19 protein-coding genes are annotated in these 22356 nt (G+C 55.7%); 11 read left to right on the top strand and 8 right to left on the bottom strand.

The features are described from left to right. The 4 genes from B3Z49_RS01565 to B3Z49_RS01580 form a co-directional block, all read right to left on the bottom strand. On the bottom strand, positions 1–1280 hold a 1280-nt coding region (locus B3Z49_RS01565), incomplete at its 3' end, for a class I SAM-dependent methyltransferase (RefSeq protein WP_296987799.1). Between the two features lie 88 nt (positions 1281–1368). Then, positions 1369–4902, bottom strand: coding sequence for a chromosome segregation protein SMC (gene smc, locus B3Z49_RS01570; RefSeq protein WP_296987800.1), 3534 nt, complete (start codon positions 4900–4902; stop codon positions 1369–1371). A gap of 73 nt (positions 4903–4975) precedes the next feature. Next, positions 4976–5572 (bottom strand): DsbA family protein, encoded by a 597-nt coding sequence (locus B3Z49_RS01575; protein WP_296987802.1) that lies wholly within the window; start codon positions 5570–5572, stop codon positions 4976–4978. Positions 5573–5804: 232 nt separating this feature from the next. Beyond that, positions 5805–6416, bottom strand: a complete 612-nt coding sequence (locus tag B3Z49_RS01580; protein WP_296987805.1) for a DUF721 domain-containing protein — start codon at positions 6414–6416, stop codon at positions 5805–5807. A 77-nt stretch (positions 6417–6493) separates the two neighbouring features. Between B3Z49_RS01580 and mutY the strand changes: the two genes are divergently transcribed. Then, entirely contained in the window at positions 6494–7573 is a 1080-nt protein-coding gene (gene mutY, locus B3Z49_RS01585) for an A/G-specific adenine glycosylase (protein ID WP_296987807.1), read from the top strand. 93 nt (positions 7574–7666) lie between these two features. Here mutY and B3Z49_RS01590 read toward each other — a convergent pair whose 3' ends face one another. Next, entirely contained in the window at positions 7667–7876 is a 210-nt protein-coding gene (locus B3Z49_RS01590) for a hypothetical protein (protein ID WP_232308412.1), read from the bottom strand. A gap of 141 nt (positions 7877–8017) precedes the next feature. Next, a complete protein-coding gene (locus tag B3Z49_RS01595; RefSeq protein ID WP_063089153.1) occupies positions 8018–9118 on the bottom strand; it encodes a site-specific DNA-methyltransferase in 1101 nt (366 codons plus the stop codon). A 477-nt stretch (positions 9119–9595) separates the two neighbouring features. On the opposite strand from B3Z49_RS01595, the gene B3Z49_RS01600 reads away from it, so the two are divergent. The 8 genes from B3Z49_RS01600 to B3Z49_RS01635 all read left to right on the top strand — a co-directional run bounded on the left by B3Z49_RS01600 (position 9596) and on the right by B3Z49_RS01635 (position 18930). Next, positions 9596–10603 (top strand): BMP family protein, encoded by a 1008-nt coding sequence (locus B3Z49_RS01600; RefSeq protein ID WP_064781148.1) that lies wholly within the window; start codon positions 9596–9598, stop codon positions 10601–10603. 131 nt (positions 10604–10734) lie between these two features. Continuing rightward, positions 10735–12351, top strand: coding sequence for an ABC transporter ATP-binding protein (locus B3Z49_RS01605; RefSeq protein ID WP_296987814.1), 1617 nt, complete (start codon positions 10735–10737; stop codon positions 12349–12351). Next, positions 12348–13418: an ABC transporter permease gene (locus B3Z49_RS01610; RefSeq protein ID WP_296987816.1), complete on the top strand. Its 1071-nt coding sequence runs from the start codon at positions 12348–12350 to the stop codon at positions 13416–13418. Before B3Z49_RS01605 ends, B3Z49_RS01610 begins: the two co-directional genes overlap by 4 nt. Positions 13419–13429: 11 nt before the next feature. Then, positions 13430–14371: an ABC transporter permease gene (locus B3Z49_RS01615; protein ID WP_062955907.1), complete on the top strand. Its 942-nt coding sequence runs from the start codon at positions 13430–13432 to the stop codon at positions 14369–14371. 48 nt (positions 14372–14419) lie between these two features. Continuing rightward, positions 14420–15709: an amidohydrolase family protein gene (locus B3Z49_RS01620; RefSeq protein ID WP_296987818.1), complete on the top strand. Its 1290-nt coding sequence runs from the start codon at positions 14420–14422 to the stop codon at positions 15707–15709. A 78-nt stretch (positions 15710–15787) separates the two neighbouring features. Then, complete coding sequence (locus tag B3Z49_RS01625) at positions 15788–16393, top strand: flavin reductase family protein (protein WP_064781151.1); 606 nt, start codon at positions 15788–15790, stop codon at positions 16391–16393. Between the two features lie 166 nt (positions 16394–16559). Then, the gene (locus B3Z49_RS01630) at positions 16560–17861 is read left to right on the top strand and encodes an esterase-like activity of phytase family protein (protein WP_296987820.1); all 1302 of its coding nucleotides are present in this window, start codon (positions 16560–16562) and stop codon (positions 17859–17861) included. A 94-nt stretch (positions 17862–17955) separates the two neighbouring features. Then, on the top strand, positions 17956–18930 hold the full coding sequence (locus B3Z49_RS01635) for an SAM-dependent methyltransferase (RefSeq protein ID WP_369813536.1): 975 nt from the start codon (positions 17956–17958) through the stop codon (positions 18928–18930). On the opposite strand, the gene B3Z49_RS01640 is transcribed toward B3Z49_RS01635, so the two are convergent. Then, positions 18921–19367 carry a GFA family protein gene (locus B3Z49_RS01640; RefSeq protein WP_296987822.1) on the bottom strand — a complete coding sequence of 149 codons (447 nt, stop codon included), beginning with the start codon at positions 19365–19367 and terminating at the stop codon, positions 18921–18923. The genes B3Z49_RS01635 and B3Z49_RS01640 overlap by 10 nt on opposite strands. Positions 19368–19604: 237 nt before the next feature. Here B3Z49_RS01640 and nadB point away from each other — a divergent pair, with 237 nt between their 5' ends. Then, a complete protein-coding gene (gene nadB / locus B3Z49_RS01645) occupies positions 19605–21251 on the top strand; it encodes an L-aspartate oxidase (protein ID WP_252724045.1) in 1647 nt (548 codons plus the stop codon). Then, a complete protein-coding gene (locus tag B3Z49_RS01650; RefSeq protein WP_296987823.1) occupies positions 21252–21701 on the top strand; it encodes an MOSC domain-containing protein in 450 nt (149 codons plus the stop codon). On the opposite strand, the gene B3Z49_RS01655 is transcribed toward B3Z49_RS01650, so the two are convergent. Beyond that, entirely contained in the window at positions 21698–22297 is a 600-nt protein-coding gene (locus B3Z49_RS01655; RefSeq protein ID WP_296987824.1) for a DUF4269 domain-containing protein, read from the bottom strand. The genes B3Z49_RS01650 and B3Z49_RS01655 overlap by 4 nt on opposite strands. Positions 22298–22356: the final 59 nt, after the last annotated feature.

A 22356-nucleotide genomic window follows, 5' to 3' on the forward strand; every position in this document is an offset into this window, starting at 1 on the left:
CCCGGCTTGGATGACAACATCCAATCGAACTTGTGAAACAGCGCCCACACAGCCCCCAATGTATTGATCGCAATCGAGTTCATATCAATCGGCTGGGTATCAAGAATTTCATCGCGCAGAATGGCGACAAGTTCTGCAACCGTCTTTTTGCCATCAAAGACCGCCAGCAAGCGGGCCAGATCCGGTCCACCGGTCAGGTCAACTGCATTGCCACTGCCGTCTTCGATCAGAACAGGTTGTCCGGCGAGTGCCACCAGATCATCAAAGAAGGTCTTGTTGGGCGGGACGAAGAAGTAAGGTGCCAGTTCGGCATCTGGCAGCATTTCGGCAGTTTGGCCTTTGTCTTCACGGGTCAGGTAGAATGCATGAAGCGGCATCGCGCCACTGAACCGTTCGCAAAAGGCCTGCTGATCGCGAAGCGGCTTGGCCGCCAATTCGCGCAGAATGGCCGGATCGCGCACAAGATTGTCGATCTTGTAATGGGCCTTGCCGGTTCCACCAAACCCGAAGAAGCCCGTATAGGCCGCAACATGAAGGCCCGCAGAAGACGCGAAATCATAGACCCCGTTCACATCATATGCGCATTCAACGGGATGAAGCAGCAAATCAACGATTTCCGGATCGTTTTCAAGCAACCCTTTGATAAAGCCCGGACCACCGCCCATTTTAAGCAGCATGTTGTCTTCGGGCAGGGCCGATAGCAATGTCCGCGTCATGGCCAACTGCTGCTGGAGATCTTTGCCTTCCAGCAATGGCTCGATCATTTTGCGCCACTCGGTCACGGCAAGACGCCCATGTTCGCCATACACCATGATGCCCATCGCACCATCGGCCTTAAGCACCGATGTCAGATCCCGCAGGCCTTCTTCCGGGTCTTCAAGATGGTGCAAGACACCGGCACAATTGATGTAATCAAATGGCTCAGGCTTGGATTTGGCAAATTCAGAGATGGTCTGATTGACGTAGGTGACATTTGAAAGACCGCGTGCCTCGGCCCGGGCACGGGCGACCTTGGTACTGGCCGCGGACGGTTCAAGGTAGGTCACCGATCCACCGACATCGCGCAACTGTTCCGCCAGCCAGATCATCGAATCCCCGGTGCCGCCACCGGCAACCAGCGCGCGGAAGGTGGCATCAAATTCCCTTGTCCCGCCAAAACAGTAATGATTGACCCGTGACAGGGTATCGATCGGCGGCATTAACAGGCGGTCTTTTTCCTGCCCTGGATCGCGCAACGGATAGGGAAACTGTTCGTAAAGCTCGCGCACTTTCTGGGACATTCGGCCTTCACCATCATTGAGTTTCAATGATGTGTAACATCGCGTACCCTATCAGTTTATTAATGGATTGCTTAATAAGCGGCACGTATTAGCTGGTGAAGTCGAGCTCGGTCTGTTCTTTCTTGGAATAGACTTCTGCCTGATGCAGGTCGACCGAGACCAGGGACGAAACACCGCGTTCGGCCATGGTCACCCCAAACAGACGGTTCATGCGGGCCATGGTCATACGGTGGTGGGTGATGACCAGGAAGCGGGTATTGGCATGACGGCCAATGGCCTCCAACAGCTTGCAGAACCGGTCAACGTTGGCGTCATCAAGAGGGGCGTCAACCTCGTCAAGGACGCAGATCGGGGCCGGATTGGTCAGGAAGACCGCAAACAGAAGCGCCACAGCCGTCAGCGCCTGTTCCCCACCTGACAGAAGCGACAGATGCTGAAGCTTTTTGCCCGGCGGGGATGCCATGATCTCAAGTCCGGCTTCAAGCGGATCATCCGCATCAGTCAACATCAGATGCGCACCGCCGCCGCCAAACAGGCGGACAAACAGTTGCTGGAAATGCTTGTCCACCTCGTCAAAGGCCGCTTTCAAACGGGCACGGGCTTCGCGGTTGAGCTGGTTGATGCCATTGCGCAGTTTTTCAATGGCAGCAATCAAATCATCGCGTTCAGACACCATGGTGTCTTTCTGTTCCTGCATCTCGGCCAGTTCGACCTCGGCACGCAGGTTAACCGCACCAAGGTTTTCGCGTTCGCGGGTCTGGCGTTGCAGACGGGCTTCGATGTCGCCTTCGCTTGGCAGGTCCTTGGTCAGGTCAATCTTGCCAAGCTCAACCAACTGATCCGGCGCCGCATTGACGCGTTCGCGGATACGTTCGATCAAATCGCGACGATGCTGTTCGGCTTGCTCAAGCAGCGCTTCACACCGCACACGACCTTCGCGGGCTTCGGCCAGTTTCTGTTCGGCTTCGCGCAGGTTGATATCCGCTTCCCGCTGAGCATTTTCGGCGCGCTGCAATTCATCAGCGGCATCCTTGCGGGTTTGATCGGAAAGTTCGATCCGATCAGAAAGAATGGCACGGCGTTCTTCGATCTCTTCGGGCTTGAGTTCAAGCTCCTCGATCTCCATGCGGGCCTCTTCCTGGCGTTCGCGCAGTTCGGCAACCCGTTCACCGGCACCCGATGCACGTTCATTCCAGGTGGCAATTTCGTTTTCAACGAATTCAAGGCGCTTGCGCCGGCCCGACATGGTGCTTTGCATGCGTTCAAGCTGACTGCGGGCTTCCATATGGTCCGCACGCGCATCGGCCAGATTGGCGCGTTTCTCAATCAACTCTGCCTTGATTTCCATCAGGCCCTCGCTGCTTTCCTCTGGCAGGGCTGCAAGCTCTTCCTGTTCGGCAATCAGTTCATCAAGGTCCTGCTTGGCGCGTTTTTCGGCCTCTTCGGCGTTCTGAAGGCGGCTTTCAATCGCGCTGGCATCGCGTTTGATATTGGCGATTTCTTCACGTGCAGATGACGCCGCGTTTTCAGCATCGCGCACCGCACGGTGTGCTTCCTGTTCGGCCGTTCGGGCTGCCTCGATTTCTTCATCAAGGCGTTCGACATTTTCGCTGGCGATCTCGGCGCGCTCGCTTGCGGCTTCGACCACCGCATCGGCTTCTTCAAGCTCGCCGCGCAATTCATCAAGTCGGTTACGCTGGCGCAGACGGACCGCGGCGGGAAGTTCCGCCCCGGCCAGAATGCGATAGCCATCCCAACGCCAAAGCGCCCCGTCGCGCGACACAAGGCGCTGACCGACCTTGAGGTTTTTGGCAAGGAAGTTACCGGTTGCTTCGTCTTCAACAATGCCGATCTGCCACAGACGCCGGTTCAAAAGCGCGGGTGCCTCGACATATTTGGCAAGGGCCGTTACCCCGTCGGGCAGGGCCGGATCATCGGTCGCCGGGTCAATTGCAGCCCAATGCATTGCGGCATCGGTTGCATCCGGGGCATCAAGGTCTTCACCAAGGGCGGCTGCCATGGCAAGTTCAAAGCCGCTTTGCACAGTGATGTTTTCGATCACGCCGGGATATTTATCATCGTCACCGCCACGCAGCAGGCTTTCAAGTGCATCGATCTCGGCGGTCAGGCGCGCCTTGCGGCTTTCGGCATCACGCAGGGCATCGCGTGCATCACTTTCGGCGGTTTTCAGACCATCTTCACGGTCACGCATTTCGGCCAAGCGCATCTCTGCTTCTTCGACGGCCATTTTGCGCTGTTCGACCAGTTCCTCGCACTCTTCAAGATGCATGCTTGCTTCTTCAAGCGCCTCGGAAAAGTCGGCCTCAATCCGGATATCATCAAGCTTGGCGACGGCCTCGTCATGGCGTTCGGTCAGGCGCGCACGGCGGGCATTAAGTTCACTGAGACGCTGTTGCACCGATTTGAGGCGTGCCTCTTCCTCGGCGACCTTGTTGGTCATTTGATCGACGTCGGCTTCCAGTTCTTCGACGCGAAGCGCCTTTTCGGATGCCATTTCGCGGGCTTCATCAAGGGCGTCATCTTCGCCGCCTTGGGCCTCGCGGAGTTCTTCTCGCTCGTTCTTGAGCTTTTCAAGCGCGCCTTGCGCATCACTTGCCAATTCGGCCTCACGCGCAAGGTCGGTATCGATCTGCTGAATACGGGCACGCAATTGGCCCATCTGGGTTTCGATCTGGGCCTTGTCCTTATCAAGACCTTCGCGCTCGATCAAAAGACGTTGAAGGGCGGCGGCGGCCTCGGCCTCTTTCTTGCGAAGATCGGGCAGGCTTGCGGCCACATGGGCCTGAACCGTGGTCGCCTCGGTCACCGATGAGGTCAGGTCACGTACCGCACTTTCGCCCGCGACCAGCAATTCACGTGCATCTTCCTGGCGTTTTTGGGCTTCGGACCAGCGGATGTGGAACAACAACGCCTCTGTCTCGCGGACACTTTCGGAAAGTTTGCGATACCGTTCGGCCTGTCTTGCCTGTTTTTGCAGGGAAGCAATCTGGCCATCAAGCTGCAAAAGAACGTCTTCAAGACGTTCCATATTTTGTTCGGCGTTCTTAAGGCGCAATTCCGCCTCGTGGCGGCGTGAATGCAGGCCGGTAATGCCGGCGGCCTCTTCAAGGATCAGGCGACGCTGGATCGGTTTGGCCCCGATCAATGCACCAATTTTACCTTGGGAAACCATGGCATTTGACCGCGCACCGGTCGCGGCATCGGCAAACAGCAATTGCACATCACGCGCACGAACATCCTTGCCATTCACGCGATAGTTCGACCCACCGCCACGTTCAATGCGGCGGGTGACTTCAAGCATGTCGAAGTCGTTGAACATCGCGGGCGCCTTGCGCTCGCTATTATCAAGGGTGACGGATACTTCGGCGACGTTGCGCGCCGGACGCGACGATGTGCCGCCAAAAATCACGTCCGACATGTCCGAACCACGCATCTGCTTGGCCGATGTTTCGCCCATCACCCAACGCAATGCTTCGACAAGATTGGATTTGCCACAGCCGTTCGGGCCGACAACACCAGTCAGCCCGTCTTCAACCAATAAATCTGTTGAATCGACGAAGGATTTGAACCCCGTCAGCTTTAGCGATTTAAACTGGACCAATCATGTCCCCCGGTCCGACCCTGTCCCTTGTTGCCGGACACCACACATGCGGTGTCCGGCAGAATTGTTTTATTTAGTCGATAAGGTCTTCGACTTTTTCGATAAAGAATTCCGCGTCACGCGAACCGGCAATGGTGTCGCCATCAAGAACGAAGCTTGGTGTGGAATTAACGTTGAATTCCTGTTCGCCGCGCATGCGTGAGCCGACGATACCATCAATCAGTTCCTGATCGGCCATGCAGGCATCAACCGCATCACCGGTCATGCCGGCAAAACGAACCACTTCCTTGATGCTGGCAATCGGGTCCTGCGAACGCGCCCAGGTCATCTGGGATTTGAACAGCATGCCAAGCACACCGAAATAACGATCTTCGCCCGCGCACTGTGCGATTGCGGCCGCACGCAGCGCAACACCATCCAGCGGATAGTCGCGGAAGATCAGTTTCAGTTTGCCGGTATCAATCAGCTTTTCCTTGATCTCAGGCAGAACCTCGGTGTGGAAGGACGCACAATGCGGGCAGGTCAAAGATGCATATTCAATCATCGTGACCGGCGCATTTTTGTCGCCCAGCACATGTTCTTTCCATTCAACTGCCTGTGCCTGTTGGGTGCTTGCGACCCCAACCATCATCAAAAACGCACAAGCAAGAAACTTAACTGCCTTTAGCAAGGAAACCTCCGTTAAAACAAAGTTTTGTGATTACAAGCCTGTTGCAGCGCGCGAGTCAACACACCCCCGAAAACGGCTATGCCACCAACGAGTCGCCAAAGTGGTGCGCAATTGCGGCAACTCCGTGATCGTTCATTTCATGAAACTGATTCGATTATCGACGACGCGCAAGACAACAGATCGTGACTGCTGGGCAAGTTATCAAATGCCAAGGGTTACGGTCGTTCGGGCGTTATTTCTTGCCTGTTTTCGGGCGCAAACCGCCGCTTGCACCGGCGATGTGACGACCAAGGCGGGTCAGAACTTCGCGAAGGTGCGGATCTTCGATCTTTTCGAGGTCGGCCTGACTGGTTGGACTGATGTCGGCTTCGGGCACCTCGGTCGGGCGGTGAACGGTACGTTCGGGCCTTGAAATATCGCCCTGAAGCATCGTGATCTTGTTGATCGCCCGATAGCCAAAATAACTGTTCACCCGTTCGATGATTTGCGGCATGCGGTGTTGCAGCTCAAGGGCGACCGGCCCGACAACACGGATCAGCAACGTACCACCGGCCATGCTTTCCTTGGGCGGCGGGCTGTATTTCAGCGGCATGGTGTATTGTTCAAGATCACGTCCCACGATCTCGGCCCAATGCAGGATGATTTCCGTTTGGAAAAAGCCGCGCTTGCGCACCAGCGGCCGGGTCAGGTTGCCAACAAGCGGTGCAACATTACGCAGGCCCATCCTACGTTCCGAGCTAACCGGCGGGACAAAGCCCTGCTTCTTTTTGGGCGCAACAGATTTGGATGCCTGATCCATCACCGAGCCACTTTTCGTACCAACACTATCTTTTTTCTTGCTCACGCCCGCTTCTTTCGTAGGGTCTGCATACCTTCGGACCAAAACTCTGCGTCCGCAAAACAACATAACACGGGATCGACGTGCATTTCACCCATCAGGATACCCAACGCCTCGCAGCAAGCATGCTGGAATGGTACGACCGCCATCATCGCACCCTGCCCTGGCGATCAGAACCCGGCGATACGCCAGATCCATATCACGTCTGGCTCAGCGAAATCATGTTGCAACAAACCACCGTGCAAACGGTTGGGCCATATTTTACTGCCTTTCTGAAACGCTGGCCGACCGTGACTGATCTTGCCAATGCCGAACTTGATGATGTTTTGCATGCCTGGCAGGGGCTGGGATATTACGCGCGTGCCCGCAACCTGCACAAATGCGCCAAGGTTGTCGCATCGGAATATGATGGCGTTTTCCCCGATACCGAGGAAGGGTTGCTGAAACTGCCCGGTATTGGCCCCTATACCGCCTGCGCGGTTGCCGCCATTGCCTTTAACCGCCATGCAAGCCCGGTGGATGGTAATATCGAACGGGTGATTTCACGCCTGTTTGCGCTGGAAACGCCGTTGCCCGACGTCAAACCGGAAATCAAGGAAAAGTCGGCTGCCCTAACCCCATCCGACCGCCCGGGCGATTATGCTCAGGCATTGATGGATCTGGGGGCGACGGTCTGCACACCGCGCAATCCCGCGTGCGGCATTTGCCCATGGCAAGCCGATTGTGAAGGCCGCAAATCAGGCATCGCGCCCGACCTTCCCAAGAAACGCAAAAAGGAACCCAAACCAACCCGGGTTGGCTATGCGTTTTGGATCCGGCGCGAAGATGATGGCCGCATTCTGGTGCGTCGCCGCCCGGAAAAGGGATTGCTGGGCGGTTTGTATGAAGTGCCCGGTAGTGACTGGCGCGCGATTGAGGCGCCCGATGATGTGATGTTGTCCGAGGCACCGGTTTCCGCCAACTGGTCGGAACTTGACGGTACGGTTGGCCACACCTTCACTCATTTTCATCTCAATGTCAGCGTGCTGGCCGCGACCCTACCCTCTAGTGAGGCCGATAAACTTGACGGCAGCTGGACAACCATTGACGGGCTTTCGGACTTTGCCCTGCCGACTGTAATGAAAAAGATCGTCCGTCATGCCCTGAAATACGGGCCCGCCTGAAGTAAATAGCTGTGCCGAATGAAAGCACCGCAATTAAAAAGGCCCGTGTTCGGAACCACGGGCCTTTTGTTTTTTGAACTTCGCGCGGCGCGATCAGGCATAAATATCGATCACCTGTCCACGGCCCTCTGTCGGGGTCGGGGCTGCCTGCTGCGACGTTTCGGTTTCTGCTGCTTGCTCGATCCGCTGTGTCGGCGGTGAATTCAGGTCGTTGTTACCGGTTTCAGCAATTGGCGCGGCTGCCTGCTGAATTTGTACCGGGTTGGGTGCGTATGCTGCACCCCCTACTGCACCTGCTTGCATATTCTTCTCCATCTATCCTTGCGGATAAGTTTGATGATCGGAATATAACAAGAATTTTGCGCAAAAGCAAAACCGGCGGGTTTTGCAACCACGCCGGTTCTTTTGGGCATCAAGGATTTAGCCGGAGTTTTGCGGCTTGGATCAGGCGGGGACCTGACCCATTTCCTTACGCAGCTGACTGCGAAGATTGTCGATCGAAACCAGTCGGCCATCGCACTTGTAATGCCAATAAGTCCAACCATTACAAGCCTGTGCGCCCTGAACGTGGGCACCGATCTGATGGATCGAACCGGCATTGTCCTTGTGACTGATCGAGCCGTCAGCACGCACCATGGCGGCCACATTGCCCCGGTTGTCATAGATCTTGTCACCCGGCGAAAGCAGGCCACGTTCGATCACCGCACCAAACGGGATACGCGGCAGGGAACGCTTCGACTCGGTCAGCTCAAGGCTGTCGCCATCCAGCATCTGAACCTTGGAAATACGCTCACGCGCGGCTTCGGCATAGCTTTCTTCGCGTTCCAGACCGATGAAGTGACGACCCAAACGACGTGCGGCTGCACCGGTGGTACCGGTGCCAAAGAACGGATCAAGCACCACATCACCCTGACGGGTGGTCGCCATCAGAACACGCTGTAAAAGCGCTTCGGGCTTCTGGGTCGGATGGACCTTTTTACCCTTGTCATCCTTAAGACGTTCCGAGCCAGAGCAGATCGGCATCAACCAGTCAGAGCGCATCTGCAGGCCTTCATTAAGCTGCTTCATCGCTTCGTAGTTAAAGGTGATGGCCTTTTGCTCTTCGCTTTTGGAGCACCACAAAAGGGTCTCGTGCGCGTTGCAGAAACGCTTGCCGCGGAAGTTCGGCATCGGGTTGGTTTTGCGCCAGACGATATCGTTGAGGATCCAATACCCGATATCCTGGAGCATATTACCAACACGATAAATGTTGTGATACGAACCGATCACCCAGATCGCACCGGTGTCCTTAAGCACGCGGCGCGCCGCCGTCAGCCAGTCACGCGTGAACTCGTCATAGTGACGGAAGCTGTCGAACTGATCCCAATGATCGTCAACAGCGTCGACCTTGGAATTGTTCGGGCGCAGAAGATCGCCGCCAAGCTGAAGGTTATAGGGCGGATCGGCAAAAATCAGATCGACGGATTTTTCCGGCAGGCTGTTCATCAGCTCGATGCAATCGCCAACCATCACCTGATCAAGTGGTAAAGATGTCTTTTTTGTCATGATGCCTTCTAGGTTCCCCCTTGAAATCTTGATGAAAGCATCAACCGAAATAGTTAATGAAAGAGTTAACCGACTCCGAAATTTTTCAAGGATTCGCATTGTGTTAGAAAGTGCGTCACCTGTTTAGACAATCTTAACCGCTATGCCCGAAAAACCGGAAGATTTTGCCCCTGCTACCGCATGGTCACAAATGCGGTTGATACAGCTAGGACTCGGGTATCGGGCCTGCGCGAAACAGCACCAATCGGCACCGGGATATCCACCGATCACCTTTTGGCTGCGCAGAAACCCGCCAATTGCACGCGTTAACTCACCCCAAACCCCGTGCATTCCCAAATACTTACACCAAAGAGTGGAAAACTGACCATTTGGACAGAAGGTGCTTTGCCTCTTTTGTGATCGCGTATACAATCTGCCCACAATCTATGCAAAAGGTTGAGTTTCGCATAACGGCAATAAATCCGCAGGGGGACAAAAATGAAGTCTGGTACTTTCCGCCTATCGCGTCGTGCCATGCTGTCGGCCATCGCTGGCGCAGCCGCCGTCGTATCGTTCGGCTTTGGTGCACCGGCCGAGGCCGCCGATCCGCTCAAGGTTTCGGCAATCTACACTGTTCCGGTCGAACAGCAGTGGGTATCGCGCATTCACAAGGCGCTTAATGCCGCCGAAGCACGCGGCGACATTTCCTATGAGTTTTCCGAAAACGTCGCCAACACCGACTATGAGCGCGTCATGCGCGAATATGCCGAAAACGGTTCCGACCTGATCGTTGGTGAAGTATTCGGTGTTGAGCGTGCTGCGCGCAAAGTTGCGGCCGACTATCCGGAAACCGCGTTCCTGATGGGGTCAAGCTTTGCACCGGACGGGGAAAACTTCTCGGTCTTTGATAACTTCATCCACGAGCCGAGCTACCTTGTCGGCATGGCGGCTGGTAAGGCGACCGAAACCAACAAGATCGGCATGGTTGGCGGTTTTGCAATCCCGGAAGTGAACCGTTTGATGCATGCCTTCATGGCTGGTGCGAAATCGGTCAATCCGGATGTCGAGTTCATGGTGACCTTCATCAACAGCTGGTATGACCCGCCCAAGGCAAAAGAAGCAGCCTTTGCCATGATCGATAGCGGTGCGGACATAATGTATGCCGAACGCTTTGGCGTTTCCGATGCCGCCAAGGAACGCGGCATTCTGGCCGTTGGCAACGTAATCGACACCGCGGCTGATTATCCGGGCACCATTCTGGGTTCCGCACTTTGGCACATGGAAGCCACCATTGACCACGCGATCGAGGCGGTCAAAGCCGGTGAATTCAAGGCCGAAGATTACGGCAAGTTCAGCTACATGGAATATGGCGGCGGTTCTGTCGTTCTCGATCCGGCACTGCTGCCGGACGGCACGGTTGAAGAAGTCGAAGCCAAACAGGCTGAAATCCTTGATGGGTCCTTCACGGTCGACGTAAACGACGAAGAACCGAAATCATCAATGTAAGATTTCGCTGAAATCACTGGGCAGTTCGGTTAAACAATCGAACTGCCCTTTGTCATTTACGACATGATACCCACCACAAAGCCGCCCACTGCCCCACAGCGTGACGCATAAAAACAAAACGGATTACCCGAATGTCATCTGCTGCGCACACATCCTCTGAAACGTCGCAAGACCTGCTGCTGTCGCTGGCAGGTGTCACCAAAAGATTTGGCCAACTCGTTGCCAATAACGCCATCGACCTGACCGTTCACAAGGGCGAAATCGTCGCCCTGCTTGGTGAAAACGGTGCAGGTAAAACCACATTAATGAACATCCTGTTCGGTCACTATGTCGCAGACGAGGGCACCGTTACGGTTGCTGGTCGCGATGGTAACCTTGAGCAGCTTGAACCGGGCGCTCCGCAGGCAGCCCTTGATGCCGGGATCGGCATGGTTCACCAGCATTTCACGTTGGCCGAAAACCTGACCGGGCTTGATAACATCGTCCTTGGCACCGAACCGATTTTCAGGCTCCGTCGTGATCGCAGCAGCGCACGCGCAAAGCTTGCTGAACTGATGGCCGGATCCGGACTTAACGTCGATCTGGATCAGCCAGTGCACAAACTGACTGTTGGCGAAAAGCAGCGCGTGGAAATCCTCAAGGCGCTTTATCGCAATGCACGGCTTCTGGTTCTTGATGAACCCACCGCCGTTCTGACACCGCAGGAAGCCGACAGCCTGTTTGCCATTCTGCGCAAACTTGCCGCAACCGGCCTTGCGGTGATCATCATCGCCCACAAGCTGGCTGAAGTTCTTGCCGTATCGCACCGGATTGCGGTGCTGCGCGGCGGTGCAAAGGTTGGCGAAATGAAAACCAGCGATGCGAACCACAAATCCATCGCCGAACTGATGGTCGGTCGCGAAGTTCCCGCCAGCCGCCGTACAGCGCGCACGCCCGGAAAGCCCGTCATCACCCTTGCCGATGTCACCATTGATCGCGGGGATTCCCGTCGGTCCCTGCATGGGGTGAATGTCACCGCCCGCGAAGGTGAAATTCTTGGCATTGCCGGGGTATCGGGCAATGGACAGGCGGCGCTGGCGCAATTGATCGCCGGGCTTGATAAACCCGATAGCGGCACAGTCGAAATATTTGGCGAAAAAGTCACCAAGTTTGACGCCCACACCTTCGCGCAGAACGGCATCGCACGCATCCCAGAAGACCGCCATCACGATGGCATGGTCGGATCAATGACGGTGGCCGAAAACATCGCGATTGAGGATGTCCGAAGCGCGGAATACCAGAAACTCGGTTTCCTTGATTTTGAAGCCATCCGCAAACGTGCTGAACATGCGATTGCCGATTATGATGTGCGCTGCCCGGGTCCCGATGCCCCGGCGCGCCTTTTGTCAGGTGGTAACATACAGAAACTGATCCTGGCGCGTGTTCTGGAAAAGTCGCCCAAGCTGATCCTTGCCAATCAGCCATCACGTGGCCTTGATGTCGGCGCGCAATCCGAAGTCCATCGTCGCTTGCTGGAAGCCCGCCAGGGCGGGGCCGCCGTGATCCTGATTTCCGAAGACCTTGATGAACTTTTGACCATTTCCGATCAGATCGCGGTGATCCATGCCGGGCACATAACGCCTGCCATGCCAACCGACAGCATTGATCGGTCCGAACTTGGCCTGATGATGGCCGGACAAAAAGCCGCCCCGCATGCCCCCGATGCCCCTCCTGCCACGACGACCACCAATCCGGGAGAAACGGCATGATCCGCTTTGAACCCCGCAGCAATCCCGGCCCGCTTCTTGTTTATGGCGTGCCGGTTCTGGCTGCGACGATTGCCATACTTCTAGCCGCCATTCCACTTGCCCTTGCCGGTGCGCCGATCGTTGAGGCCTATGGGCTTATGATCAGTGGTGCCTTTGGCTCCGTCTTCTCGACCTCGGAAATGCTCACCCGTGCAACGCCGCTGATCCTGACCGGGCTTGCGGCGGCCATCGCATTCCGGGCCAAGCTTTGGAACATTGGCGCCGAAGGCCAGCTTTACATGGGGGCCATGGCCGCCGTTGCCGTCGGTTCGGGGGTGATTGACGGGCCAAGCTGGGTAATGATCCCGGTCGTGATTATTGCTGGCATGGCTGTTGGTGCGCTGATGCTAATTGGTCCGACGCTTTTGAAGACCCGCCTTGGTGTCGATGAAGTGGTCACCACCCTTCTTTTGAACTTTATCGTGTTGCTGTTCGTGCAGATGATGCTTGAAGGGGCGCTGAAAGACCCGATGTCGATGGGCTGGCCACAGTCCGAACCGATCATTGATAGTGCGGCATTCCCGGCCCTTCTGGAACGCATGCGGGTGCATATCGGGCTTCTCATCGCACTGGTTTCGGCCGTCGCACTGGCGATTTTCGTCAAACGCACGGTCTGGGGTTTTGAAATTCGTGCCGTTGGGGAAAATGCCGCTGCTGCCAGATTTTCGGGCATTTCGGTGACCAAAACCATGATCCTTGTTGCCGCCCTGTCGGGTGGTTTGGCGGGGCTTGCCGGGGTATCGGAAGTGGCCGGAACGCGTGGCTATCTGGCAACTGACCTTTCGCCCGGATATGGCTATGCCGGGATCGTGGTGGCCATGCTCGCACGCCTTTCACCGATTGGCGTCATTGCATCGGCGTTGTTTGTTGCATCGGTCTTTGTCGGTGCAGATTCCATGAGCCGCGCGATTGGCGTTTCAAGCTATCTGGCCGATCTGATCGTTGCCATGGCGTTGCTGTGCGTTTTGATCGGCGGGTTCCTGACCCGGTTTAGGGTTCACTTTGATCGCAAATCGGCGCAGGGCTGAGGGGAAAGACCATGGAAATCATTGATATTCTTCTTGCCGCCAGCTTCTGGGAAGCCGCCATTCGCATTGCGACCCCGCTGATCTTTGGCGTGTTGGGCGCATTGATTTGCGAACGCGCCGGTGTGCTTAACCTCGGGATCGAGGGCATCTTTACCGCCGGTGCCATGGCCGGCTGGATGGCCGTGTGGCTGGGTGCCGGGCTTTGGGGTGGTGTGCTGGTTGCCGCCCTTGCCGGGGGCTTCTTTGGCCTGATCCATGCGATCCTGACCGTGCCGCTGGGGCTCAGCCAGCATGTGTCGGGCATCGGGGTGACGTTGCTTGCCACCAGCCTGTCATATTTCACCTATCGCACCGCATTGCCCGATGTTTCGTCCCCGCCGCGGATCGAACCGTTCCGTCCGCTTGATATCCCGTTTCTTTCAGACCTGCCCTTCATCGGTCAGGCGCTGTTTTCGCAAACGGCCATGACAATGCTCGCCCTTGTTCTGGTGTTTGTCACCGGCTGGGTTTTGTATCGCACACCGCTTGGTCTTGCGATCCGTGCGGTTGGCGACAACCCGTCCTCGGTCGAGGCACAGGGACTTTCGGTTTATGGCCTTCGCATTGGGGCGGTCGTTGTCGGTTCATCGCTGATGGCATTGGGCGGGGCGTTTCTGACCATGTCGGCCTTTGATGCGTTCTTCTTCGGCATGATCAATGGCCGTGGCTGGGTCTGTATTGCGCTGACCGTGTTTGCCAGCTGGCGACCGGGTAAGGCACTGATAGGGGCGTTACTGTTTGGCGCGTTTGATGCGTTTCAGGTCCGCCTGCAGACCGAGGTCGGCGCATTCCTGCCATCGCAGGTCTTCCTGATGATGCCCTATATCCTGTCGATCATTGCGCTTATTGTTGTCGCCCGCAAAGCCGATTACCCCAAGGCGCTTCTTGTGCCATGGTTCAAGGGACAACGTTAAGCACTGCACCCCAACTATGACTGCCACCACCAGACCAAGGATGACATCATGCAACCCGATCTGATCCTGAAAAACGCCAATATCGCCAATGGCCCAACCGGTGTGGATATCGCGTGTCAGAACGGCAAGATCATCGAGATTGCCGAACATATCGATGTGCCCTCGGTCGAGGTGCTTGATTGTGGTGGCATGCTGGTCAGCCCCCCCTTTGTCGACAGCCATTTCCACATGGATGCGACACTGTCACTGGGTCTGCCGCGCATGAATGAGTCGGGCACGTTGCTTGAAGGCATCGCGTTGTGGGGGGAGCTTAAACCGCTTCTGACCCCCGAAGCGGTGATTGAGCGCGCACTTAAATATTGCGATCTGGCCGTATCAAAGGGCCTGCTTGCAATCCGCACCCATGTCGATGTTTGCGATGATCGATTGCTGGCGGTTGATGCGTTGCTGGAAGTCAAGAAACAGGTCGCACCCTATATCGATCTGCAACTGGTGGCCTTCCCGCAGGATGGTTATTTGCGCAGCCCGACCGCCAAGGAAAACACCATCCGTGCGCTGGACAAGGGTGTCGATGTTGTGGGCGGCATTCCGCATTTCGAACGCACCATGGCCGATGGTGCACAAAGCATCAAAGAACTTTGCGAAATGGCGGCGGACCGTGGGCTTATGGTCGATATGCATTGCGATGAATCTGATGATCCGCTGTCGCGTCACATCGAAATGCTGACCTATGAAACCCAACGTTTCGGGCTTCAGAGCCGGGTGGCTGGCTCGCACCTGACATCCATGCACTCCATGGATAATTATTACGTTTCAAAGCTGATCGCCCTGATGGCAGAGGCGAAAGTTTCCGCCATTGCCAACCCGCTGATCAACATCACCCTTCAGGGCCGTCATGACACCTATCCCAAGCGTCGCGGCATGACACGCGTGCCGGAATTGCGCAAGGCCGGGCTCACTGTTGCATTCGGTCATGATTGCGTGATGGATCCCTGGTATTCGATGGGTTCTGGCGACATGCTTGAGGTTGCATCCATGGGGCTGCATGTCGCCCAGATGACGTCGCGCGATGATATCCGCGCGTGTTTTGATGCGGTCACCACAGAACCCGCCAAGATCATGGGCCTTGAAGGTTATGGGATTGAAGTCGGCAACAATGCCGATTTCGTCATCCTGCAGGCCCGCGACACCATCGAGGCCATCCGCATGCGCGCCAACCGCCTGTTCGTTATTCGCCGGGGCAAGATCATCGCCGAAACACCGATGGCCCAAACACGCCTGCATCTGGCAGACCGCCCGGATCATGTACGCGAACACGAATACGCGCCGGGACAATGAAATATGACGCATGATCAAGTGATCTGATTGCTTTTTGCAGTCGGATAAAAGACACCGCCAACCAGAACGGACGTCCCGATGTTTTACGAGCCCGGAAAAACCGCCCACAATCTTCCACATGATCCGTTCAAGGCCTGTGTGGCGCCGCGTCCGATTGGCTGGGTATCGACACTCGATAAAGAAGGCCGGGCCAACCTTGCGCCTTATTCATTTTTCAATGCGGTGCATGGCAATCCGCCGATGGTGATGTTTTCGTCGGGCGGGTCGGTCGACAGTTTGCGCAATGCGCGCGATACTGGCGAGTTTGTTGTTGGCGTTGCGCCGAAGGCGATGCTGAAAGAACTTAATTTTTCCTCGGCCCCGTTGCCGCCGGGCGAAGATGAGTTTGAATATGCCGGGCTGGAAAAGCTGCCGGCAAAATGCGTCAAACCGCATTTGATCAAGGGTGTGCCGATCCATATGGAATGCGAAGTGTTCCAGATTGTCGATCTGCCAAGCGCCAATCCGGATCGCCCGTGTGCGATGGTGATCGGAACCGTCGTTGGCCTGCATATTGATGATGACATCATTCGCGATGGCATGGTTGATATCACACTGTTTGAACCGCTTGCGCGGCTTGGCTATCAGGAATATGCCAGCGTTTCGGAAACCTTCACGGTCCGGCGCGAGGATTTCTGGAAGTAGTACATTCCAAACTTGGCCAAACATCTGATTTGTTTCATCAAAGCGACGCTCAAGTGCAAACAAACTGTCACACAGAACCCTTAATGTGAACAGGAACACAGTTCGCCCGAACATTGCGGGCTTGAGCTTAAGTGTTTTTGTGAAATTTTTCGGGGAATTCCCAGTGATGAAACGGACGTTTGCAGCCGGTCTTTTCGGTGTTACCGCCATGTTGATGGCGGGTTCTGCCATGGCAGGCGAAGCCAAGGTTTTTGAAACCAAAAGCGCGATCAACAACCTTTCAACCGTCACGGTTAACGGCGGCAAGGCACGCGCGCTTACCGTCGGCTTTGGTTCCGGCGCATACCGCCGCCCAGGCGATCCGGCCAACATGTTCTATGCCGTTTCTGACCGTGGCCCGAACTTTGTCTGTGGCGATGTTGAAGCCGTCCTTGGTGTTTCTGCCGATCAGGTTTGCAAGGGCCAGAAAGTCCGCGTTTATCCGACCCCAGATTATTCGCCCTCGATCTACACCATCTTCCTGAATGATGATGGCAGCTTTGACGTCAAGGACGTCATTACGCTGAAAGATCAAAATGGTGTGCCGTTGACCGGCCTGACCAACAAGTTGACAGTGGCGAAAACCGAAAAGCCGGTCGATGCCAATGGCAATCCGCTTGAACAGTCGGTGTCCTCGATCGATGCCGAAGGCATTATTCGTTTATCTGACGGGTCCTACTGGATTGGTGAAGAAAACGGCCCGTCGATACTGCATGCGTCGGCGGACGGCACCGTTATCGAACGCATCGTTCCGGCTGGTTCGGAAAAGGATTTCGAAGGTTCGGCTTATAAAGTCACCGGTGGCCTTCCGGCCATTCTGGTCAAACGTCAGACCAACCGCGGCATTGAATCCATGGCGATATCGCCAGACGAAGCCAAGCTTTACTTCATGGTTCAGAACCCGCTGGCCAACCCGAATGCCGATGCCTACAAGGCGGCCAAGAACACCCGCCTGTTCGTTTATGATCGCGCAGTGTCCAAACTGAGCGGTGAATATATCTATCAGCTGGATGATCCACAGAGCTTCCGCAACGATCCGTCCAAGAAACAGAACGCACCGCGTATTTCCGAGGTCCTGGCCCTTGGCAATGACCGTCTTCTGGTGCTTGAACGCACTGACAAGACCACGAAGCTGCATGAAGTCAAACTTAAAGGGGCGACCAATATCCTTGCCACCCGCTGGGATGACATGTCGACCAGCCCGACTTTGGAACAGCAAAACGATCTTGGCAGCATCAATCTCACCCCGGTTTCGAAGACACTTCGTTTTGACAGCGCGGACTACCCGGAAGCCCCGAACAAGCTTGAAGGCCTTGCCATCATGGGCGACGGTGCACTTGCGATGATCAACGACAATGACTTTGGCATCAAGGGCGATCCGACCAAGGTTATCCTGATCGACGGTCTGGTTCAGGCTGACAAATTCTGATCTGTCGTCTTACTTCTCGACAATCACGGGCGGGAAAGCTGTCATGCAGCTTTCCCGCTTTTTTATTGGGTCAAAACGGCGTAAAAGCAGGCCCATGATGGAAAACACACAGACATTCGATACCCCGGACGGCGTTGATGCCGTAATCGAGCCGATGGATGCCACCGGCTACCTCGCCCCTGTCGGCTTTGAGGATCAACTTGAAGCCGAACTTGGCGACGTCATTGAACGCCATGACCGGTTGATGTTCGCCCCCGGTCCGGAGCGGCGTGTATTCTGGGCGCAGAATGTCTGGCGCAATCCGGTGCGCATTGCCATCCCGTCGATCAAGGGTGCGGCCAAAATCCTGAAGTTCAATCAGCGCAACTGGGCGCTTTTCAAGTTCGACCATTTTTCGCGCGCCAAGCTGATCGAAGGGCACCTGCCCCATGTTTCGGCCAAGCGTCAGGTATTTGGTGAACCGGCCCCGACCGCACCGCTTGGGTCATGGACGCTGATTGATCCCGATACAATCATTGCATCGGCCGATTGTTCCAGCCCGTGGAAAAACGGCGAGGTCGAGTTTGAAGAAGACAAGGTAACCCCGCCAAACCGCGCCTACCTTAAACTGTGGGAGGCATTCACCCGGCTTGGTGCCTATCCGCAGGCCGGCGATCGCACCATGGATCTGGGCGGAAGCCCGGGCGGCTGGACCTGGGTTTTGCATGAATTTGGTACCGACGTCATTTCCATCGACAAGGCCCGCCTAGATGCCAAGATCGCCAATCTGCCCCGCGTTGATTTCCGACAGGAAAGCGCCTTTGGCCTGAATCCGGAAGAAATCGGCTATATTGATTGGCTTTGCTCGGACGTGATTTGCTATCCGGATCGCCTGTTTACGCTGGTCAATCAGTGGATGGATGCCGGGATGGCGACCAATTTCATCTGCACCATCAAATTGCAGGGCGATACGGACTATTCCGCGATCACCCAGTTTGCCGATATCCCCGGATCAAAGGTCGTGCATCTGTACAACAACAAGCACGAACTGACTTGGATGAAGGTGCCCGGCGTTACCGATCAGGATTGATCGGCAACGGCAGCATTGTCGGCCTTGTCTGATTGATCATGTTGGGGAATTGCCGGATCGAGCGGATAATAATCCCCTTTATCCGCGCAATAAATCTGCCCGACAGTGGTCATACCCTTCGTATCATCAAGAGTTCCGGGCATCAGTGCCATATTGTCGTTGCGCACAGGGCGCCAGAACAGGGCGGTGCCGCATTCCTTGCAAAATCCGCGATCGGTTTTATCGGACATGCGATACCACCGCAGCCCGTCATCCTTGGCCAGTTTCAGATGATGGCGGTCAAAGCGGGCATAAGAGCTGACATGTCCGTGCAGCTTGCGACACAGTTCGCAGTGACACATTACCGCATCGTCAACCGGCCCGTGAACTTCATAACGGACATCGCCGCAATGACATCCACCGCGATAAACCGTCTCCTTGCGCGCAGAATTGCCCACAGCAAACTCCCCTGGTTGGTGCTGGGTGGTCCTTTCTAATCTGTCTGCTTGGCGGCCATTTGCAAGCAACGCGCAATAAATCTGACACAGGCGGACAGAAATCATCACACCATTTCAGACAAATATGTTTGAGATTGAAGAAAAGCAGTCCTATTCTGCGCCTCTGTTCGGAGCCCGATGTTGACGCCACCGCGCCAGTTTCCGCCATCTGGCACCGCCCGAAAGCGATGGGAAAAAATGTCCGAAAATTCTTTCCAGTATGATGTGCTTATTATCGGTAGTGGTGCTGCCGGTTTGTCAACGGCACTCAAACTTGCCCCGCATGTAAAAGTCGCCGTTCTTTCCAAGGGAAAGATCGATGATGGATCGACCAACTGGGCACAAGGCGGTATTGCCGCCGTTCTTGATGCCGCCGACAGCATCGAAAACCACGTTCGTGATACGCTGGTGGCAGGGGCCGACCTTTGCAAACGCGAAACCGTCGAATTCGTCGCCACCAATGCGCCAAAGGCGATTGCCTGGCTTGACGAACTTGGCATTCAACTGACCCGCGACCCCAATGGGGATAACAATCAGCCGTTCCACCTGACCCGCGAAGGCGGTCACAGTCATCGGCGCATTGTGCACGCGGCAGATGCCACCGGGCGTGCGGTTCAGACGACGCTTCAGGGGCAGGCGGTCAATCATCCGAACATTGATGTTTTTGAAAACTATCTGGCGATTGATCTGGTGACCGATCGCAAGTTCGGTGGTGAAGGCCGCCGTTGCATCGGGGCCTATGCGCTTGATCTTGGTACCGGAAAGGTCAAGTCATTCAATGCGCGCACCGTGATCCTTGCCACCGGCGGGGCGAGTAAGGTTTACCGGTTCACCTCCAATCCGGACGGGTCAACGGGCGATGGTATCGCCATGGCATGGCGTGCGGGTTGCCGGGTGATGAATATGGAATTCAGCCAGTTCCATCCGACGTGCCTGTATCATCCGCAAGCCAAATCTTTCCTGATTTCCGAGGCCGTACGTGGCGAAGGCGGCAAGCTTTTGCTGCCTGATGGCACACGCTTCATGGACCGGTTTGATGAACGTGGCGAACTGGCCCCGCGTGATATTGTCGCGCGCGCGATTGACCATGAACTCAAACGTCTGGGTGCGGATTGTGTTTACCTTGATATCACCCACAAGGGGACAGATTTCATCAAGGAACACTTCCCGACCATCTATGAAAATTGTCTAAGCTACGGCATCGACATGACCCAGCAACCGATCCCGGTTGTTCCGGCGGCCCATTATACCTGCGGCGGGGTTCTGACCGATCTGCGCGGGCGCACCGATCTGACCGGGCTTTATGCCATCGGTGAATGTGCCGGCACCGGTTTGCATGGTGCGAACCGACTGGCATCGAACTCTCTTCTGGAATGCCTTGTGTTTGGCGAGGCCGCGGCAAAGGACATTATCGAAGCCCTGCCGGTCGAGGATCTTTTCAAACCGATCCCGGACTGGGATGAAACCGGCATCACGGATTCCGACGAAGAAGTCATTGTTGCTCATAACTGGGAACAGCTGCGCAACGTGATGTGGGACTTTGTCGGCATTGTGCGCACCACCAAGCGCATGCAACGCGCTCAGCACCGTGTTGATTTGCTGCTATCGGAAATCGATGAATATTACGGCAATTTCCGTGTCACCAATGACCTTCTCGAACTGCGTAACCTGTCGGTGGTTGCCAAGCTGATCATTCAATCTGCCCTGTGGCGGCGTGAAAGCCGGGGGCTGCATTACACCACCGATTACCCTGATCTTGATGAAAGTGGCACGCCGCGCCAGACCATTCTGGTGCCGGAAAACTTTGCAGGTCGCTGGGTGATCTCCGGTCAATGGAAAACCTGAATGGTCGATAAAGCCGAACTTGTAGGTATCGCGCGCAAGGCACGCCCGCGCGCCGCGATGGAAAGCCTTGAAAGCGTTTCAGTCACAACTGAACGTGGCATCGACAGGGATTTTCGCGGCAAGCTGCGCCGACGTCAGATCACTATTCTGGCCGAAGAAGACTGGCAGGCGGCATGCCACGAAATCGGTCGAGATGACATTCACTGGACCGAACGCCGTGCCAACCTTTTTGTGCGCGGGATTGCCTTGCCACGCAGCAAAGGCAGCAAACTTTCAATCGGTGACGTGGTGTTTGAAATTACCGGCGAAACAGACCCCTGCAATCGCATGGATGCGGTTGCCATGGGACTGCAAGAGGCTTTGAGACCAGACTGGCGGGGTGGTGTGACCTGTCGCGTGATCGCGGGTGGCACAATCACCATCGGTGATCCGGTGACCGAGGGCACCTAGTTTCCACCAACACCAAGCCGTTGGCAAAGCTGTGGTGGCGAAAGGCTGACAAGCTCCGCCAGCTTGATATAGGGATCTCCAGACAAACCCAAAAGCTTGGCAAAGGCCGGTTCGGTCTTGGTTCCGGCTTGCTTCAGCGCCCTCACCTGACTGGCAAATTCATCGCCCATCACAAATAGTATCCGCGCCTCAACCAGCATATGAACAAAACCGAACTGCGAGCGTGTCGGACAATCGGCGGCAAAGATTTCGACAGGCAGCCCGTCACACTCAAATCGGACAACCAGTGCTGCCGCGACATGGCTGGTTGCAGGACGCTTGTGAAGACAATACCCATCAAAATGACCAAACGCCCGGTCTGAAAATTCAGAAAACACCATCAAATCAGGGGCGTTGCACAGGATATCAATGTCAGAATCTGGGGTATCAATCGCAAGCGGCAAGGTCCCGACAACCTCGGGCTCATACACCGCCAAACAATCAAGTAGCCGGTGCCGGTCAAGAATTTCGGCGGCCTGTGCCCCACGTGAAGACGCATTCGCAAGCCGGGCCACCCCGGAAAAGCTATTGCAATCCAGTCCTTCTGGCCAATCCATTACCGTTTGGTTCATGTTTGAAATCATTCTGTTTCTTGACCTTGGGTCAATAGAAGGCT

The sequence above is a fragment of the Thalassospira sp. UBA1131 genome, assembly GCF_002311515.1.
Lineage (GTDB): Bacteria > Pseudomonadota > Alphaproteobacteria > Rhodospirillales > Thalassospiraceae > Thalassospira.